General features: G+C 69.3%; 15 protein-coding genes, 1 tRNA gene and 4 pseudogenes. 3 read left to right on the plus strand and 17 right to left on the minus strand.

The window, feature by feature from the left end:
* Positions 1–45 precede the first annotated feature (45 nt).
* A pseudogene (locus N6H00_RS24325) lies at positions 46–1166 on the minus strand (IS630 family transposase).
* Between the two features lie 109 nt (positions 1167–1275).
* Entirely contained in the window at positions 1276–2196 is a 921-nt protein-coding gene (locus N6H00_RS24330) for a hypothetical protein (protein ID WP_268973952.1), read from the minus strand.
* A gap of 713 nt (positions 2197–2909) precedes the next feature.
* Here N6H00_RS24330 and N6H00_RS24335 point away from each other — a divergent pair.
* The 3 genes and pseudogenes from N6H00_RS24335 to N6H00_RS24345 all read left to right on the plus strand — a co-directional run.
* Positions 2910–3302, plus strand: coding sequence for a transposase (locus N6H00_RS24335; protein ID WP_268973953.1), 393 nt, complete (start codon positions 2910–2912; stop codon positions 3300–3302).
* Positions 3296–4201, plus strand: a complete 906-nt coding sequence (locus tag N6H00_RS24340) for an IS256 family transposase (RefSeq protein WP_268973954.1) — start codon at positions 3296–3298, stop codon at positions 4199–4201. Before N6H00_RS24335 ends, N6H00_RS24340 begins: the two co-directional genes overlap by 7 nt.
* A gap of 34 nt (positions 4202–4235) precedes the next feature.
* A pseudogene (locus N6H00_RS24345) lies at positions 4236–4631 on the plus strand (tyrosine-type recombinase/integrase); the annotation flags it as partial.
* Between the two features lie 68 nt (positions 4632–4699).
* Here N6H00_RS24345 and N6H00_RS24350 read toward each other — a convergent pair.
* The 15 genes and pseudogenes from N6H00_RS24350 to N6H00_RS24420 form a co-directional block, all read right to left on the minus strand.
* Positions 4700–4775: transfer RNA gene (locus N6H00_RS24350), tRNA-Arg, on the minus strand.
* Between the two features lie 524 nt (positions 4776–5299).
* Positions 5300–5434 carry a hypothetical protein gene (locus tag N6H00_RS24355; protein ID WP_268973955.1) on the minus strand — a complete coding sequence of 45 codons (135 nt, stop codon included), beginning with the start codon at positions 5432–5434 and terminating at the stop codon, positions 5300–5302.
* Positions 5425–5733 (minus strand): annotated as a pseudogene (locus N6H00_RS24360) (alcohol dehydrogenase catalytic domain-containing protein); the annotation flags it as partial. The pseudogene N6H00_RS24360 and the gene N6H00_RS24355, both read right to left, overlap by 10 nt.
* Positions 5734–6041: 308 nt before the next feature.
* Positions 6042–6407, minus strand: a complete 366-nt coding sequence (locus N6H00_RS24365) for a darcynin family protein (protein WP_268973956.1) — start codon at positions 6405–6407, stop codon at positions 6042–6044.
* A 227-nt stretch (positions 6408–6634) separates the two neighbouring features.
* Positions 6635–8422: an IucA/IucC family protein gene (locus tag N6H00_RS24370; protein ID WP_268973957.1), complete on the minus strand. Its 1788-nt coding sequence runs from the start codon at positions 8420–8422 to the stop codon at positions 6635–6637.
* A 197-nt stretch (positions 8423–8619) separates the two neighbouring features.
* Positions 8620–9174 (minus strand): annotated as a pseudogene (locus N6H00_RS24375) (GNAT family N-acetyltransferase); the annotation flags it as partial.
* Between the two features lie 29 nt (positions 9175–9203).
* Entirely contained in the window at positions 9204–10511 is a 1308-nt protein-coding gene (locus N6H00_RS24380) for a lysine N(6)-hydroxylase/L-ornithine N(5)-oxygenase family protein (RefSeq protein ID WP_268973958.1), read from the minus strand.
* Between the two features lie 26 nt (positions 10512–10537).
* Positions 10538–12124 (minus strand): pyridoxal phosphate-dependent decarboxylase family protein, encoded by a 1587-nt coding sequence (locus N6H00_RS24385; RefSeq protein ID WP_329618551.1) that lies wholly within the window; start codon positions 12122–12124, stop codon positions 10538–10540.
* Positions 12125–12365: 241 nt separating this feature from the next.
* Complete coding sequence (locus tag N6H00_RS24390) at positions 12366–13262, minus strand: siderophore-interacting protein (protein WP_268973959.1); 897 nt, start codon at positions 13260–13262, stop codon at positions 12366–12368.
* A 62-nt stretch (positions 13263–13324) separates the two neighbouring features.
* On the minus strand, positions 13325–14350 hold the full coding sequence (locus N6H00_RS24395) for an ABC transporter substrate-binding protein (RefSeq protein WP_268973960.1): 1026 nt from the start codon (positions 14348–14350) through the stop codon (positions 13325–13327).
* A 211-nt stretch (positions 14351–14561) separates the two neighbouring features.
* The gene (locus tag N6H00_RS24400; protein WP_268973961.1) at positions 14562–15533 is read right to left on the minus strand and encodes a PDR/VanB family oxidoreductase; all 972 of its coding nucleotides are present in this window, start codon (positions 15531–15533) and stop codon (positions 14562–14564) included.
* On the minus strand, positions 15530–15718 hold the full coding sequence (locus N6H00_RS24405; protein ID WP_268973962.1) for a hypothetical protein: 189 nt from the start codon (positions 15716–15718) through the stop codon (positions 15530–15532). Before N6H00_RS24405 ends, N6H00_RS24400 begins: the two co-directional genes overlap by 4 nt.
* Positions 15715–16791, minus strand: coding sequence for an aromatic ring-hydroxylating dioxygenase subunit alpha (locus N6H00_RS24410; RefSeq protein WP_268973963.1), 1077 nt, complete (start codon positions 16789–16791; stop codon positions 15715–15717). The genes N6H00_RS24405 and N6H00_RS24410 overlap by 4 nt, the downstream gene beginning before the upstream one ends.
* A 135-nt stretch (positions 16792–16926) precedes the next feature.
* Positions 16927–17205, minus strand: coding sequence for a DUF4190 domain-containing protein (locus N6H00_RS24415; protein WP_268973964.1), 279 nt, complete (start codon positions 17203–17205; stop codon positions 16927–16929).
* 7 nt (positions 17206–17212) lie between these two features.
* Positions 17213–17368: a hypothetical protein gene (locus N6H00_RS24420; RefSeq protein ID WP_268973965.1), complete on the minus strand. Its 156-nt coding sequence runs from the start codon at positions 17366–17368 to the stop codon at positions 17213–17215.
* Positions 17369–17420 lie beyond the last annotated feature (52 nt).

Consider the following 17420-nt stretch of genomic DNA (forward strand, 5'->3'; position numbering starts at 1 on the left):
CAGCCGAAGCTAGTGCTGTGACCGCATGGGTTCCGCCGGGTTGGGTCAGACTTCGACTTGGAGCGGCCTGCCGCCCCAGCGGATTCCCTTCTCGCTACGGATCCGGGCACGTTCACGGCGTTGAGCTGTGAGGACGTCTGGGTGGCGGGCGTTAGCGTTGCGCCAGCGCAGGTAGGCGTGGAGGGCCCGCGTCTGGGCGGCGTGGTTGCGGTGTTGGAGTTGGCGACGGTGAACTGCCGCAGCGGTCCGAAGTGGGCCTTGATCGGGTTGGCCCAGGACGCGTAGGTCGGGGTGAAGCACAGGTTGACCTTGTTCTTCTTCGCCCAGCGGCGGATGTCGGCGCCTTTATGGGCGGACAGGTTGTCCAAGATGAGGTAGATCGGGGCGCCGTCGGGGCGGGCGGCCCGGATCGACTTCAGCGCGGCCAGGGTGTTCGCGGCACTCTTCTTGCGGCGATTGACGCCCCAAATGGTGTCGTCGCCGATCGAGTAGCACCCGTGGAAGTAGCGGACCCCGTGGGTGCGGTGGTAGGTCGCGGGATGCCGCTTGGGCCGGCCTTGCTCGGCCCAGCACGACCCGGCCATGGGCCGGATGCCGAGCGGCCCGAACTCGTCAAACGCGAAGACACGGTCCGGGAAACGCTCCAGCACCTCCTCGATGCGGTCCAGCTTGGCGTCGCGCTCCGGATCGGGCGACTCCTTCCACGTCTTGGTTCGCTGGAAGGTGACGCCGCGGCGGGCGAGCAGGCGCCGTAACGCCTCGCGGCCGATCCGGATGACACGGCCGTGCGCTTTCCGCAGGTAGGCGGCGAGTTTGCGGATGGACCAGCGAGTGAAGGGCTGGCCGAGCTTGGTCGGGCGGGTGGTGGCCGTCTGCACGACGAAGTCTTCATCGTCAGAGCTGAGCAGGCGGGGACGGCCTCCCGCCCACCGAGGGTCCAAGCAGGTCAGGCCGATCTCGTTGAACCGGTGGATCACATCCCGGACCGTGTCCTCATCGGCCTGCACCAGCTTCGCGATCACCGGCACCCGGTTCCCGCCGGCCGAGGCTAACAGCATCATCGCGCGCCGGTAGCGCACCAAACTGGTGCTGCCCCGGCGCACGATCTGCTGCAGCTTTTGCCCCTCCTGGTCGGTCAGTCTGCGCACACGGACAGGCTCTGCCACCACACCCCCAGCCGTCGGACCGAATGTCACCGTGCATCCAACCGCCCGGACGACCACCCCGGCGAACCTTCCCGGTCAGAGCACTAGCGGATGTCAGGAATCGGGCTTGTTATGCCCTGTCGTCAGGCTGCCCCATGGCTTGTGCAGTGACGATCGCCCGGACCTCAGCCCCCAGATAACGCTGCTCCAGATCCTTGACCAGGGCCAGCACCCGGCGAACGGTCTCACGGGGGCTGACTGCCCGCAGCACGGGGAAGGACGGTACATCAAGGCTCCTGGCGCCCTTGGACCATGTCCCCTTAACGATCAGGTCCGGTCCGATGAGTCGCTCCCCGCGCTCTTTTGCCTCTCGCGCCGCGTGCTCCGGGGCCAGAGTCCGCGTCACTCGCAGAAGCAGCGTGTGGCCAGCGTACGGTCCCTCCCGGTCAGGCTTGATTAGCGCCGGCTCGGCGCGCCGAGGCCTCATGTAGTGGTCTCGGTCGATCGGCCACTGCCGCGGGGCATCCCGCTCACGGATGTGCTCTGGCAGGTACGGGCGTCCTGTGGCCGGGTTAATAGTCTTCCGGGCCTGCTCGATCCACCGCTCAAGTTTGCGGGTGTACTGCGCACGCTCACCAGGTATCTCCACCACCTTGAGGTCGTAGACGGCGGAGATGGCACGCTTGGGGGACAGTCCGAGATTCAGCGCGTATCGGTACATGGCCGCGATGGTCTCGGCGCGCAGCTGCTCACCGTTCGGCTTCTTCTTGTGGGGTGTGGGGAAAGCGAGCGATACGAGCCAAATCGAGCCGCGAGGCGCCTCACGAGCCGCCTCGGCCGCCTTCTTCATCCGGCCGACCAGTTCAGGGTCATCGCAAGGCCGTCGAGCGTTTGCCCGGGCTCCCGGTTTGCTGCACGTGACAACCCCGGCGCTCCAGGTCCGCCAGTCGATGTCGACCTTGACCACCCACTCGGGCCACCCCCAGAGATTCCGCAGGACAACGCCTTCCCCGGTCAGACTCATATCGGTATTCCCGAACATTTGCAGCATGCGACGAGTATCCCGCGTGCTCGGAGGCCTCCAGGCCCACGTGGCGCTCGCGAAAACACCCCCGATTTTGTCGGCCAGGACCGGGAAGAGATCCCCACGAGCCTGGCCACATGACGAAACTCCTCTCTGACAAGCAGGTTTGCCCCGACTGCGCGGGAAGTGGCCGACACCCGGTCACGCAGGACACGTGCGAGATGTGCCAAGGAGACGGTTACATCTCGCGCTGAAGTTCGAATGAATTACGACTGTCCGGTCCGGCTTCGGTCCGGGCCGGACACGTCGTCAGCAGCGTGGCTGGCGACCCCGCGACGGTCTGTTCGGGGGTAAGGGGACGCGCGGTCAGTTCAGCCGTAGTAACCGTCACGAGTGCTGCGGCATTTCCCTGGCCTCCGACTCGTACGAAGTCCGACAGTGCGCCCGGGGCACGCACCACCCCGCCGCCGCATAGCTGCCCCTGTCGTTACGGCACTTTCCGCACTTGTCACATGGCGGACGGGGCCCTTCATGCGCGGGCGATTGACTTCACTGACCCACCACTCACCCCAGCTTCCATCCCGTCTGCCGTCGACCCACACGTGTGTGGAGCGGGCGCGGGCCCTGGTGCCCAGGTGGAGCGCGCCACTGTACGAACGACCTGGACGCCAGGGCCCGTGTCTGCTCGGCTTGGGACTGTAAGACGTTCGGTGTAACTCCCGATCATGGAAGATGCATCGATGTCCAGTGAGAACGTGTCCGAGGCTGAGGCCGTCGAGCCTACGAAGGCTGCGCGGGTGAAGGCCGTGGACGAACAGTTGATCGACGAGCTGGTGAGCCGAGCGCAGGCCGAGAGTCTGCAGCTGACAGGCGAGGGCGGGCTGCTGCAGCAGCTGACCAAGCGGCTGCTGGAGTCCGCCCTGGAAGGCGAGATCACCGACCACCTCGGCTACGACAAGCACGAGCCGGCGGGCAAGAACGGCGGCAACTCCCGCAACGGCAAACGCTCCAAGACCGTGCTGACCGACGTGGGGCCGGTGGAGATAACCGTGCCCCGCGACCGGGAAGGCTCCTTCGAGCCCAAGATCGTCAAGAAGCGGCAGAGCGCCTGCCCGGCGTCGACGAAATGGTGATCTCGCTGGCCGCGAAGGGCCTGACCACCGGCGAGGTCCAGGCCCATCTGGCCGAGGTCTACGGCGCCGACGTCTCCCGCCAGACCATCTCCACCATCACCGACAAGGTCCTCGAGGGCATGGCCGAATGGCAGAGCCGACCCCTCGACACCGTCTATCCGGTGGTCTTCATCGACGCCATCCACGTGAAGATCCGCGACGGCGCGGTCGCCAACCGGCCCATCTACGTGGCCCTGGCCGTCACCACCGAGGGCCGGCTCGAGATCCTCGGGCTATGGGCCGCCGGCGGCGGCGAGGGCGCCAAGCACTGGCTGCACATCCTCACCGAGATCAAGAACCGCGGCGTGAGCGATGTGCTCATGCTCGTATGCGACGGTCTCAAGGGCCTGCCCGAGGCGGTGGAGACGGTCTGGCCCCGTACCATCGTGCAGACCTGCGTGGTCCACCTGCTGCGGAACTCCTTCCGCTATGCAGCCCCCCCAGGACTGAGACAAGATCGCCGAGCTCCTCAAGCCCGTCTGCACCGCACCGACCGAAGAAGCCGCCCTGGACCGGTTCGCCGAGTTCGCCGACGCGTGGGCAGGAAGTATCCGGCGATCGTGAAGCTGTGGGAGAACACATGGGAGGAGTTCACCCCTTTCCTGCGGTTCGACACCGAGATCCGCCGCATCGTCTGCACCACCAACGCGATCGAGTCGGTCAACGCTCGGATCCGGCGAGCGGTCAAGTCCCGCGGACACTTCCCGAACGAGCAGGCCGCCCTGAAGTGCGTCTACATGGCCATCATGTCGCTCGACCCCACCGGCAAGGGCCAGGCTCGCTGGACCATGCGCTGGAAGACCGCGCTGAACGCCTTCGACATCACCTTCGACGGCCGACTCTCAGCCCCCCGCCACTAACCAACCACCCCAGTTACACCGCTCGTTTGACAGACCCGCTATGTGCATCGCTCCGCTGCGCTGGCACCGGATGCGACAGGCCGAGATACGGGAGCGTGCGGGGGAGAAGTGGGAGGGCAGCGGGCACGTCTTCACCACCCGCACCGGGCGCCCGGTCGAGCCGCGCAACGTCTACCGCTCCTTCACCCGCATCGCCGAGAATGCCGGGCTCCGGGTCATCCGGCTGCACGACGCACGGCACGGCACCGCCACCCTGCTGACGGCGGCCGGGGTCGCGCCTCGCGTCGTGATGGAGATCTTGGGGCACAGCCAGATCAGCATCACCATGGACGTCTACACGCACGTCGTCCAGGACACTCAGCGGGAGGCCATCAGCCACATGGACCGGCTGCTCAAGCGGCGTCCCGGCCCTGCTGGAGGCTCTGGCTGACCGCCGCCGTTGATGTCAGACTTGGATGTCAAACGCCCCGGACCATGATCGGTCCGGGGCGTTTTGGCTGGTGCCCCCGGCAGGATTCGAACCTGCGACACCCGCTTTAGGAGAGCGGTGCTCTATCCCCTGAGCTACGGAGGCCGGGGCTTGTGGTCGGCCTTGTTGAAAACCTAGTGACGATCTTCGTTCTGGCCGGGCAAACCCGCAGGTCAGGCGGTCCGCGTTCCGATTGCTGAGGTTTCCCGGCAACAGGGGGCGGCGGAGGTCCCGACTGACCCCTCACAGGGTAGCGGATGCGCTCGCTGTGATCCGCCCCCGTATTGCGATTCGCTCGGAGAGCCGGGCGACGTGCGGTTTCGCGAGGGGTGAGCGTCGTGGAGCGAGGTGGTTGGCGGCATTGACTGTGCCCGCGGCCCTGATGTGGCGGTTGTCTCTGCAGTCATGCAGGGTCCTCATGGGTGCTCGCGCTGGTTGGCTGCGTCGAAGGCAGGGCCAGGTTCGGGGTGCGGGCCAACTTACGTGTCGCGGGGCGCTGTTGGCGGTTGGAGGGGGCGAGGCCTGCCAGCTTGGCGAGCTCGGGGCCGGCGGCGGGGTTCCGCTTCCGGAGCTGTGCGATCTGGGTGGGCGGCTTGGGGGTGCGGCGTCGTGGTGGTGGAGGTTGGGTGTCAGTGGATGGTGAGGCGGCGGCGTTCGAGGGCGTAGGCGCCGCCGCCGGCGAGGGTGAGGACCCAGTAGAGGCCGGGGGTGCCGAGGAGGAGTGCGGCGGCGGAGGTCAGGGCGAGCCAGACGCCGAGGACCATGCGCCGACCTTGGTGACCGCGGCGAAGCGGCGTCCGGCCATCCCGGCGTCCACGCCGGGGCCGGTGGCGGTGACGGTGCCCACCACGTCGTACCCGGGCACGAAGGGGAAGGGCGGCTGGTCGAAGTACGTGCCGAGGCGGCGCCTCTGCTGCTCGGCGAAGCAGACGCCGGTGGCGTCCAGGAGGACCTGGCCCGTGCCCGGGGCGGGGAGGTCGCGGGTCCGGACCTCCAGGTCCCTCGGCTCGACGGTGCCGGGCAGGACGATCTCGGTGGCGCGGGTGGTGACCGATGTGCTCATGAGGGGCTGACGACGCGATCGAGCACTACCGCCAAGCCTTCGGGGCGCTCCGGGACGGCGGCAACCGCTGGAACGAGGGTGAGACCCTCGGCCACCTCGGTGCTGGCCTCCTGGTCACGGGCGACCCGGAGGTCGCCCGTACCAGATGGCGGTAGGCGCTCGCGGTCTTCGCGGAGTTCGACCATCCGGGTGACGAGGAGATCCGGACGAGCCTCCGCCGCCTGGACGAACGTACGCCCGTCGCGGCCCCGGAGCCGACGTCCCCGCCGCCGCGCTGATGGCGGCGGGCGGGCCGTTTCGGTGGTGGGTCAGGTGGCGATGGTGGTGACGGCTTCGGTGTTGTAGGTGCGGGCGTAGCCGTTCTCGGCGCCGACGAGGATGTCGACGACCTCGAAGTAGCGGTCCCAGAAGGGGGTTTCGCGCAGGGCGTCGATGAGGAGCTGGTAGGCGTTGTGGTCGTCGGCTTCCCAGACCCAGACGTCGGTGACGCGGGTGGAGTAGAACTCCGTGTCGTAGAAGCGCGACCGGACGCCGGTGGTCTTGGCCTTGACGGCGGGCACGACCTGGGTGGAGAAGGCGTTCACCCGCTCCTGGGGGGTCATGGCGAGCCACTCGGGTGTGGTCTTGACGAGCATGAAAGCGGTGACCGGGGGTGCGGTTTCCGTGGTGGACATGACGGGGTGCCTCCAGGGCAGCAGGTGATGACGGTCGTGAAGACCTCGTGGGTCGTACCGGATCGGTACGCCTTTCATCCTGCGGAGGACCACGGTGTTGCCACAATGGAAACTTCGGCAAGGGATTGTTGCCGGAGGCGGAATGATGCTGGTCACTGGCCAGAGCGAGCTGTCGGCGGGGGCAGGACGCTCTGGCCAGTGGCGCGCACGGGAGGTAGGGCGGTGCGTCAGTCCGCGGGGCGGAAGTCCGCTATCGGGTTCTTCAGGGTGCCGATGAGCTGGAGGGCGCCGGCCGGGTCCTGGAGGTCGACCATCTCGCGGTTGTTGCGGAGCTGGAGGCGGTTGAGGCAGGACAGGGCGAAGTCCTCGGCGAACATGTCGTACTGGGCGAACTTGTCCGACAGGTGGGGGACGGACCGCTGGTAGGCCCGCACGCAGTCGGCGACCGTCCGCCAGAAGGCGTCCTCCTCCAGGAGGCCCTCGCTGACCAGGATGCCGTTGAGGAAGCGGAGGAAGCAGTCGAAGACGTCGGTGAAGATCGACAGCAGCTTCTTGTCCTCGGGGACGTCCACGCGGATGCGCTCGACGGCCGGGGGGAGAATCGCGGTGGGGTCCATGACGGCGATCTCCTCGGCGATGTCCTTGAAGATCACGCGCTGGACGGCGCCGTCCTCGATCACCAGGATGACGTTCTCGCCGTGCGGCATGAAGACCAGGTCGTAGGCGTAGAAGCTGTGCAGCACCGGGGTGAGGTAGGCGTCCAGGTAGCGGCGCAGCCAGGCGGCCGGGGTGAGGCCGGATTCCTCGACGAGGGCGCTGACGATGGAGGCGCCGTGGGCGTCGGTGTGCAGGAGGGAGGCCATGGTGGCCAGGCGCTGGCCGGGTTCCAGGGACGGGACGGGGCTCTCGCGCCACAGGGCGGCGAGCATCTTGCGGTACGGGGAGCCCTTGGCGGTGGCGGCCTCGTACTGGCGGTGGTGGTAGCCGATGGCGGCTCGTTCCCGGATGATCGAGAAGCGGGCGGCGCGGAAGACCTCGTCGGAGGCGATCAGGCCGGCCAGCCAGTCGTTGATGGCCGGGGTCGCCTCCATGTAGGCGGCGGAGAGGCCGCGCATGAAGCCCATGTTGAGGACCGACAGCGCGGTTTTCACATAGTGCTTGGACGGGTCGCTGGTGTTGAAGAAGGTACGGATCGACTGCTGGGCGAGGTACTCGTCGTCGCCGGGGCCCAGGCACACCAGGTGCTGCCGGGCGACCTCGGCGGCGAAGCTGACCGACAGCTTGTTCCACCACTGCCAGGGGTGCACCGGCAGCAGGCGGTAGTCGGCCGGGTCCAGGCCGAGGCCGGTGAGGGTCTCCGTGAAGCGGGCCAGGGTCCGCTCGCTCAGCTCGGAGTGGATCAGGGTGTCGTAGTCCAGGTCCGCAGAGGAGGTGAAGGTGGCGCGGTCGCGGCGGGCGGCGAGCCAGATGAGCTGGACGGGGCTCGCGGTCTCGGGGGCGTAGGAGAGGTACTCATGGATGCCGAAGCCGAGGCGGCCGTTGTTGGCGACGAAGCAGGGATGGCCCTCGGTCATCCCGGTTTCGATCTCCTGGAAGCCGGACTTGGCGAGCTGGGCCGCGCCCACCGGCTCGGCGGCCAGTTTGTAGGCCGCACCGGAGAGGGTGGAACTGATCTCCTCGAGGTAGACGGGGAGGATGTCCTGGCTGAGGCCGAGCCGCTCGCGCAGCTCCAGGAAGAAGTCCAGTGCGTCCAAGGGGAGTTCGGCGCCGGCGCGGTCGTGGCGGGTGATGCTGTCCGCCTCGACCAGCCAGTGGTCCAGGGAGAGCACCTGGGCGGCGAAGCGGTAGGTCACCGCCCCGTCGTCGCTGGTCACGGCGTAACGGCCGTCGGGGCCGAGCTCGGGGGCGAGCAGCCGTTCGTGGGTGAACTCGGCGAGGGCCTTGCGGATGAGGAGGCGGCCCGCCCGGTCCCACAGGTCGGGGGTGAGGTGGGCGACGGCGTCGCGGGGGCTCATCGGGTCACTCCTTGGGCGGCGCGGGCGGCTTCGGCGGTCCGTGCGGCTTCGGCGGGCTGGGCGGCTTCGGCGGTCCGGGTGGCATCAGCGGTGCGGGCGGCTTTGGCGGTACGGGCAGCGTCGGCGGGCTGGGCAGCGTCGGCGGTCCGTGCGGCTTCGGCGGTGCGGGCGGTCGTCCGGGCGGCTTCGGCGGCCAGGGCGGTGCGGGCGGCCTCGAACCGCTCGCGGGTGCAGACGCTGAGGTAGGCGTCTTTCTCCGGTTTGGCGATCTGCTCGACGATCTCGAAACCGACGGCCGCGTTGAGCGCGTGCACCGCCGTGTTGCGGACGTCGGGCTCGACGACGACGCGCCGGACGGCCGGCTCGGCGAAGCAGAACTCCATCACGGTGGTGATCACGGCCAGGGTGAAGCCGTGCACCGGGGTGTCGGTCGGCGCGCACAGGAAGTGCATGCCGACGTCGCCCGGCCGGGGCGGGTAGAGGCCCACGAGTTCCACCTGCGCCGGGTCGTAGCGTTCGGCCAGGAACGCCGGGCGGCCCTCGTGCAGGCCGATGTACGCGTCGTGGTGCGGATGCTCCGCGATCCTGCGGTACTCGGCGGCGACCTCCGCCTCGTCCGCCTCCTGCATCATCCAGAAGGACGCCTTGGGGTGGGTCACCCAGCGGTGCAGCAGCCCGGCGTCGGCCGCCGGGTCCAGGGTGCGCAGGGCGAAGCTGCCGAGACGTGCGTCGGTGCGCTCGAAGAGGCTCATGACATGGTCCCTTCGGGGTACGAAACGGCTCATGACACGGTCCCTTCCGGTGCGCCGAACTCCTGGAAGGCGATGGACTTCTCCACCGGATAGTGCTCACGCCCCAGGAGCTCGCGGATGATCCACGAGTTGCGGTACGGGCCCATGCCCAGGTCCGGGGAGGTCAGGCTGTGGGCGTGGGTGGCGCCGTTCTGGAGGAAGATGCCGCGTCCGGTGATGTCGATGCTGTAGTTGCGGGCGACGTCGAAGCGGCCGTGGCGGTCCCAGCGGATGCGGTCGCGTACGGGGTCCAGGAAGGCGGGCACCTGGTAGCGGTAGCCGGTGGCCAGGACGAGCCCCTGGGTGGTGAGCGAGAAGTCCCGCTCCTGCTCGGCGTGGTGCAGCCCCAGGGTGTACGTGCCGGTGGACGCGTCGTACGAGGCGTCGGTGAGCGCGGTGTTGGTCAGCAGCCGGGTGGGCACCGGGCCGCTCACGCTCTTCTGGTAGAGCAGGTCGAAGATGCCGTTGATGAGCTCGGCGTCGATCCCCTTGAACAGGCCCTTCTGCTCACCCTCCAGCCGGTAGCGGGTGTCCTCGGGAAGCGCGTGGAAGTAGTCCACGTACTCGGGCGAGGTCATCTCCAGGGTGAGTTTGGTGTACTCCAGCGGGAAGAAGCGCGGCGAGCGGGTCACCCAGTTCAGCCGGTAGCCGTGGATGTCGATCTCGGCGAGCAGGTCCTGGTAGATCTCGGCCGCGCTCTGGCCGCTGCCGACGATGGTGATGGACTCCTTGGCCTGGAGCGCCTCCTTGTTCTCCAGGTACCGCGCGTTGTGCAGCAGATCGCCGCCCAGGCCCCGGCACACCTCGGGGAGGTACGGCGGGGTGCCGGTGCCCAGTACCAGGTGGCGGGCGCGGTGCGTGGTGGTCTCGCCGGTGGCGGAGCGCAGGGCGCGCACCGTGTAGAGGCCGTCGGCCTCGTCGTAACTGACGCCGGTCACCTCGTGGCCGAAGCGGACGGAGGAGAGCTTCCCGGCGGCCCAGCGGCAGTAGTCGTTGTACTCGGCACGCAGCGGATAGAAGATCTCGCGGATGTAGAAGGAGTACAGCCGCCCGGATTCCTTGAGGTAGTTGAGGAAGGAGTACGGGGAGGTGGGGTCGGCCAGGGTCACCAGGTCGGCCATGAACGGGGTCTGGAGGGTGACGCCGTCCAGCAGCATGCCCGGATGCCAGTCGAAGTCCGGCTTGCTCTCCAGGAACAGTCCGTCGAGTTCGTCGATCGGCTCGATGAGGCAGGCCAGGCCCAGGTTGTAGGGGCCGAGCCCGACCGCGATGACGTCATGGGTGTGCGGGGTGGGCACGAGGGTCTCCGGCGGGGTGAAGGCGCTCAGCTGGCGCGCGAGTGGCGGGGGCGGCTGAGCTCGGGCTCGATGTGCAGGGCCAGGTACTGACCCGCGTGCTCGGCGAGGAGATCGAGGACGTGACGGATGTCGCTGACCGAGGTCTCCGGGTTGAGCAGGGTGAATTTCAGATGGTGACGGCCGTCGACGACCGTTCCGGCGACGACCGCCGCACCGGAGGCGGCCAGCGCCTCGCGGGCGTGCAGATTGGCGCGGTCGACGAGGTCCGGGTCGCAGGGCCCGTCGGACGGCGGGACATACCGGAAGACGAGCGTGGACAGCTGGGGCTGGGTGACGACCTCGTAGCGCGGATCGGTGTCCAGCAGCGCCCATGCCTCGGCGGCCCGGTCCACCACCTCGTCGAAGAGCGCCCCGACGGCGTCCGCGCCCATGATCCGCAGCGTCAGCCACAGCTTGAGCGCGTCGAAGCGGCGGGTGGTCTGGAGGGACTTGTCCACCTGGTTGGGGATGAGGTTCCGGACGCTGCGCTCGGGGTTGAGGTAGTCCGCGTGGTACGTGGCGTGGCTGAGCGTGGCGCGGTCGCGGACCAGGACGGCGCTGGAGCTGACCGGCTGGAAGAAGGACTTGTGGTAGTCCACGGTCACCGAGTCGGCGCGCTCGATGCCGTCGAGCAGTCCGCGGCGGGTCGGGGAGACCAGCAGCCCGCAGCCGTACGCGGCGTCCACGTGCAGCCAGGCGCCGTGCCGGGCGCACAGCTCGGCGATCTCGGGCAGCGGGTCGATGGAGCCGAAGTCGGTGGTGCCGGCGGTGGCCACCACGGCCATGACGATCAGGCCCTCGCGACGGCAGCGGTCCAGCTCATGGGCGAGGGCGACGGTCCGCATCCGGCGGTCCTGGTCGCAGGGGACCGGGATGACGGCCTCGTAGCCGAGCCCCAGGATGGCGGCGGCCTTCTGGATGGAGAAGTGGCTGGCCTGGGAGGTGAGGATGCGCAGCCGCGGCAGGATCGCGGATTTGGCGATCGTCCGGCCGGCCGCGGTGGCCTCCTTCTCCACCAGCGTGCACGCCTCGTCGCGGGCGAGCAGCATGGCCTGGAGATTGGACTGGGTGCCACCGCTGGTGAAGATGCCGTCCGCGGCCTCGCCGAGCCCGATCCGCTCGGCGGTCCAGTCGATCAGCCGGCGCTCGATCAGGGTGCCGCCGGCGCTCTGGTCCCAGGTGTCCAGGGAGGAGTTGACGGCGGACAGGACCGCCTCGCCCAGCAGCGCGGGGATGACTACGGGGCAGTTGAGGTGGGCGAGATAGCGCGGATGGTGGAAGTAGACGGCGTCCTTGAGGTAGACGCTCTCCAGCTCCCTCAGCGCGGCGTCCGGGTCGCCCAAGGGCCGGTCCAGGTCGATAGCGGAGATCTCGGGGGCCAGCTCGGCGGGGGTGATACCGGTGAAGGGGCGCTCGACTCGGGCGACGGTGGAGGCCACCAGGCCGACGCCGTCGGTCACGGAGCGCCGATAGCGCTCCGCCGTACGGTCGTTGAAGAGGTGGGCCCTGCCATCCGCCGCCCCGGGTATCGGCTCCGGCGACGGGTCCTCAGCGGTCTGCGCGAGGAAACTCACGGTCTGTCCCTTCTGGAAATGTGCATGCGGGCGGGCGGCTTCGCGGGCATGCGGCTGGTGGGGGAGAGGGGGTGGTCAAGCGGCTGACGGCCTGGTGGCGTGCGGCGACGCTGGACGCGGCGGCGGGGCGCGCGGGGGCACGCGGGGGCGCCACCCGAGCGGTCGGCCGCCCGTCGTCCAGTCGTCGGTGTCGTCAGGGGGGAGAGGAGGGGAGAGAAGGGAGGAAGGAGGGGCGCGGGGATCAGTCTTCGGCCTTCGGGCGGGCGCCCGATACGGCTTCCTCGACGAGCTGTTCCTCACAGGCGCCCAGGCGCCAGTAGCCGGTGAAGGTCACGGCCTTGCGGTCGAAGCCGCGTTCGCGCACCAGATGGCGGCGCATCTCCTTGACGGTTCCGGCCTCGCCCGCGATCCAGGCGTACGGCGTGCCGGAGGGCAGCCCGGTGGCGCGTACGGCGTCCACGAGCGGGGCGGAACGCGGGGTGCCGGGGGTGACGGTGTTCCGGACCAGCCAGGTGATCTCGGCGTTCGCCGCGGTGCGCAGCTCCTGGATGTCCTGGGCGTGCTGGACCTCGAGCCACACCTTGGCGGGCAGGCCGGCGGGCAGCCATTCGAGGATGCCCGCGATGGCGGGCAGCGCGGTCTCGTCGCCGCTGATCAGCACCCAGTCGGTGCCGGGCGGTGGCCGGAAGTCGATGCCGCCGTTGTCCTCCACGACCGGGCCCAGCAGGGTGACGCGGTCGCCGGCCTCGGCGCGCGCGGCCCAGCGGGCGGCCGGGCCGCCGTCGTGGTGCAGCGCGAAGTCCACGTCGATCTCGTCCGGGTCGCGGCGCTGCCCGCGCACGGTGTACGAGCGCATGATGCCGCGTACGGCCGGGTCCATCGCCCGCCAGACGGGGAACCAGCTCTCCCCGGCCTCGACCGGCACCACCGGGGCGGTCTGGCCCGGGTGCGGCAGGAAGAGTTTGATGCGCTGGTCGCGGCCTCCGCTGACGAAGTCCTTGAGACAGCCGCCGCCGAAGGTGATCCGCGCCATGGACGGCCCGAGCGAGCGGGTGCGTACGACCCGCGCGTCGAAGAAGCGGTACGGAACGGCGGTGGTGGGCGTGGTGGTGGGGGCTGCGATGGTGGCGGTGGTCATGGGAGGAGGGTCTTCCCTTCGCTTGCCGTGGGGAGGCCGGGTCAGCGTGGTCGACTGACCGTTCAGCTGACCTTCTTGGCGTCCTGGATGGCCTTGGTGAGGGACTCGACGAGGGGGGCGGCACCGGCGTACGAGAAGCGCGGCTCGCTGCTCCAGGGGGTGATCTGGCCGGCCTTGACCGCCGGGAGCTTGGACCAGGTCGGCTTGGCGGTCAGGTCCTTGGGCTGGAGGGTCGCCGTACGGTTGTCGAGGAAGAGCACATCGGCCTCGTACTTGTCGGCGTTCTCCCAGCTGAGGCTCTCGAAGTAGCCGCCCTTGTCGGTGTTGTCGGGGACGACGAAGTCGACGCCCAGCTCGCTGAAGTAGATCAGGTCGGTGTTGATCTTCGGGTCGGAGACGTAGAAGAGGTCGGCGCTGGCGGAGCAGGCCATGACCTTGATCTTGTGCGACTTGACGGTTTTGCGCAGCGTCTCCGCCGCCTTCTCGAACCGTGCCTTGGCGTCGGTGACCTTCTTGGCCTTCGGGTCGGCGCCGAGCGCCTCGGCCAGTTCGGCGTAGCGCTTGATGGGCTCGAGCATGGAGATCCGGCCGGTTTTGATGGCGAGGCTGGGGGCCAGCTGGAGGATCTTCTCCTTGCTGTCGTCCGGGAGGTAGAAGAGCGCACCCGGGTCGTACATGTTGGTGATCAGCAGATCGGGGTTGAGCGAGGCGTACTTCTCGACGTTGAACTGGCCCCAGGTGTTGCCGAGGGAGGTCGCCTGGTCGACCGGGAAGTCACCCGCCTGGACGTCCGGCTTGCCGTTCTTCAGCGTGGTCGGCCCGAAGACGCCGGTGATCTGCTTCTCGACGCCGAAGTCGTAGAGGGCGGCCGCCGCGCCGATGTAGGCGACGATGTGCTGGGGACGGCCGTCGAGGCTGATCTTCTTCTTGCGGTCATCGGTGAAGGACCAGGAGCCGCCGCCGTCATCGCTCCCGGAGCCCGAGCCCTTGTCGTCGCCGCAGGCGGTGAGCAGGGCTCCGAGTCCGATGGCACCCCCCGCGGTGAGCAGACCGCGGCGGGAGAGGGGGAGGGCTCTGGCCTGGCGCATGAAGGTGCTCTCTCTCGATGCATACGGGGGCATGGCCACGGGACGGCGACCCGAGGACGTAGTTAGGTTAGCCTAACCAACCCGTTTGTCCAGGGGGCGGGGGCGTTCCGAACCTCACATCGAGAAGTTCACGCGGTGGTTCAGCGCGGATTCACAGGCCCAACACGCACAGGCTCAACACGCACAGGCCCAACGCTCATAGGTCCAACGCTCATAGGTCCAGCACCAGTCGGGAGCCGCGGCAGCGGGAGACACAGATCATCATCGTCTCGCCCGAAGCACGTTCCTCATCGGTGAGCACCGAGTCCCGGTGGTCCACCTCCCCTTCGACGACATCGGTCTCACAGGTTCCACACGTGCCCTCCTCGCAGGAGTACAAAACCGGCACCCCCGCCGCCTCGACCGTGCGCAGCACGCTGTGCTCCGGCCGCACGGTGAGGGTCAGTCCGGAGCGGGTGAGCACCAACTCGAAGGCGCCGCCTGCCGGTTCGGCCTCCGCGTCGGTACGGGGGGAGGGCTGGAAGCGCTCGGTGCGCAGGGCGCCGTCCGGCCAGTCGCGGCACGCCTCCTCGGCGGCCTGGAGCAGCGGTTCGGGACCGCAGCAGTAGACGAGGGTGCCGGGCCCGGACCGGGCGGTGAGATACGGCGCGAGGTCCAGCAGCCCCTCCTCGTCCTGCGGCACCAGGCGCACCTTGTCGCCGTGGCGGGCGGCGAGCTGGTCCGCGAAGGCCATCGAGGCGCGGGTGCGCCCGCCGTACAGCAGCGTCCAGTCGGCGCCCGCGGCCTCGGCGGCGGCCGTCATGGGGAGCAGGGGCGTGATCCCGATGCCGCCCGCGATGAACAGATAGCGGGCGGCCGGGCGCAGCGCGAAGTGGTTGCGCGGCCCGCGCACCCGCACCTCGGTCCCCTCGGCGAGGGTGTCGTGCACCCGGGCGGAGCCGCCGCGCCCGGCGGGTGCGCGGAGCACCGCGATCCGCCAGGAGGCGCGGTCGGCGGGGTCGCCGCACAGCGAGTACTGCCGGGTCAGGCCCGTGTCGAGGACGAGGTCGAGATGGGCGCCGGGCTCCCAGGCGGGGAGTTCACGACCCGTCGGATGGCGCAGCGTGAGCGCCACCACGTCCGACGCCACCTGGTCCCTGCGGGCCACCACCAGGGTGTCCGCGTACTCGCCGCCGGGCTTCATGGCGTCCTTCCCTTCTCGTCGTGGCTGGTGGAGTCGTGGCCGGTGGGGTGGGCGAGCATCCAGCCCCACAGTTCGACCGGGTCCTCGGCGGTGCGCTCGGCGCCGCAGTGGCAGACCCCGTGCAGCACATCGGTGCCGGGCAGCCAGTCGATCCGGTACACCTCGGCCGTGGGCGCGCCGGTCATCGTTCCGCCGCGGCGGCGGACCGCGGGGTGCCGGTGGGCTCCTCGCCCGCCGCGGCGAGGCGGACGAGGATGCGGCGCGCGGCCAGGCCGCCGGTGTCGATGTTGATGCTGAGCTCCTGATAGCCCGCGCGCTCGGTGTCCAGGGCCTGCTGAAGCTGGTTCAGCGCCGCCACGTCCTGGAGCACCACCGTCCGGTTGAAGTCGTGGAGGAAGGTGGTCACCTCCTCGTCGTCCTGCGCGAAGTCCCGTGAGACGGCCCAGAAGTCGTACACATGGCGGTCGGTGGACGGGGTGATGGCGTAGGTGATCTCCACATGGAAGGCGTTCGGATCGGAGCCGTCCGGTTCCGGCACCACCCCGACCGGGGCGATCCGGCTGTGCAGCAGATACAGACAGGGCGCGTGGTACTCGATGTCCTGCCAGCGGGTGATACGGCCGTCGATCCCGGTGGAGCGGGCGTAGAAGGGCGGACACTCGGCGTCGTCCATGTGGCGGCTGACCCGTACGACGCCCGCGCCCTCGTCGACCTCCGTGGTGATCGGGGTCTCGGCGACCTCGGGGGTGCCGATGTAGCCGCCGTGCAGATAGGTCTCGTGGGACAGATCCATCAGATTGTCGACGAGCAGGCCGTAGTCGGCGTCGATCGGCTCCATGCCGCCCACGGTCGTCCAGCGCGGATCGGCCAGCCAGGGCGCGCGCGGCACCGAACGGGCGTCGGCGAGCTCCGGGTCCCCGATCCACACCCAGACCAGCGAGTCCTGTTCGACGACGGGGTAGGAGCGGACCCGGGCGGTGCGCGGGACGCGCTTCTGGCCCGGTACGAACACGCAGCTGCCGCCGGTGTCGTAGGTGAAGCCGTGGTAGCCGCAGACGACCGTGTCACCGTCCAGACGGCCGGCGGTGAGCGGATAGCGGCGGTGCACACAGCGGTCGGCGAGCGCGACGACCCTGTCGTCGGACTCGGTGCGGTAGAAGGCGATGGGCTCGTTCAGGATGGTGCGCCCCAGCAGCTCACGGCCGATCTCGCGGCCGTAGGCGGCGACGTACCACTGGTTCCTCGCGAAGGCGGTCATGCGTGCCAGCGTGGTGACGCCCGTCACGCATGGGCAACGGCCCTTCCGCTGAGTGGAAGGGCCGCTGAGGTGAAGGGCCGCTGGGCGGACGGGCCGCGCGGGGTGGTGTCGGCGCCGGGGCGCCGGGCGGGCGGGTCAGCCGCCGAACTGCCAGAAGACGGAGTGGTTCAGCGTCAGCAGGACGATGAGCAGGACCACGTCCGCGATGCCGAGCGTGATGCCGAGCAGCGCCCGGCCCTTGCGGGCGGTCTCCCGGGCGATCGCGAGCGTCCCCAGGACGATCGCGCAGGGCCCGAAGACCGCGTTGAAGAGCAGCAGGCCGATCAGGCCGAGCACGAAGGAGGCGACGGCCATGCCGTCGGCGTCCCTGCGCGCCCTGGCCGGTGAGATGCGGGACGGTGCGGTGAGTGCCATGGGTGACTCAGCTCCCCTTGTGCCCGATGCGTTCGCGGATGAAGAAGATGAGCAGCCAGGCGCCGATGACGCCCGCTGCGGCCAGGAAGAGGGGGAGCGGGGTGTGCGCCGCCGCCCCCAGCAGGACCCCCATCAGGGCGAGTGCCGCGACGATGAAGAGCATCTGTGCCTCTCTCGAAGTGACGATCCGGATGCGGTTGGCGTGCGAGTGGTCG

The sequence above is a fragment of the Streptomyces sp. S465 genome (assembly GCF_026898115.1).
Lineage (GTDB): Bacteria > Actinomycetota > Actinomycetes > Streptomycetales > Streptomycetaceae > Streptomyces > Streptomyces luomodiensis.

What these genes read in the sequence shown, in the direction of transcription:
- N6H00_RS24390 (WP_268973959.1), bottom strand. Translation starts at nt 13,262, where the DNA reads ATGACCACCGCCACCATCGCAGCCCCCACCACCACGCCCACCACCGCC.
- N6H00_RS24340 (WP_268973954.1), top strand. Translation starts at nt 3,296, where the DNA reads ATGGTGATCTCGCTGGCCGCGAAGGGCCTGACCACCGGCGAGGTCCAG.
- N6H00_RS24410 (WP_268973963.1), bottom strand. Translation starts at nt 16,791, where the DNA reads ATGACCGCCTTCGCGAGGAACCAGTGGTACGTCGCCGCCTACGGCCGC.
- N6H00_RS24335 (WP_268973953.1), top strand. Translation starts at nt 2,910, where the DNA reads ATGTCCAGTGAGAACGTGTCCGAGGCTGAGGCCGTCGAGCCTACGAAG.
- N6H00_RS24330 (WP_268973952.1), bottom strand. Translation starts at nt 2,196, where the DNA reads ATGCTGCAAATGTTCGGGAATACCGATATGAGTCTGACCGGGGAAGGC.
- N6H00_RS24395 (WP_268973960.1), bottom strand. Translation starts at nt 14,350, where the DNA reads ATGCGCCAGGCCAGAGCCCTCCCCCTCTCCCGCCGCGGTCTGCTCACC.
- N6H00_RS24370 (WP_268973957.1), bottom strand. Translation starts at nt 8,422, where the DNA reads ATGAGCCCCCGCGACGCCGTCGCCCACCTCACCCCCGACCTGTGGGAC.
- N6H00_RS24400 (WP_268973961.1), bottom strand. Translation starts at nt 15,533, where the DNA reads ATGAAGCCCGGCGGCGAGTACGCGGACACCCTGGTGGTGGCCCGCAGG.
- N6H00_RS24405 (WP_268973962.1), bottom strand. Translation starts at nt 15,718, where the DNA reads ATGACCGGCGCGCCCACGGCCGAGGTGTACCGGATCGACTGGCTGCCC.
- N6H00_RS24365 (WP_268973956.1), bottom strand. Translation starts at nt 6,407, where the DNA reads ATGTCCACCACGGAAACCGCACCCCCGGTCACCGCTTTCATGCTCGTC.
- N6H00_RS24355 (WP_268973955.1), bottom strand. Translation starts at nt 5,434, where the DNA reads ATGGTCCTCGGCGTCTGGCTCGCCCTGACCTCCGCCGCCGCACTCCTC.
- N6H00_RS24415 (WP_268973964.1), bottom strand. Translation starts at nt 17,205, where the DNA reads ATGGCACTCACCGCACCGTCCCGCATCTCACCGGCCAGGGCGCGCAGG.
- N6H00_RS24420 (WP_268973965.1), bottom strand. Translation starts at nt 17,368, where the DNA reads ATGCTCTTCATCGTCGCGGCACTCGCCCTGATGGGGGTCCTGCTGGGG.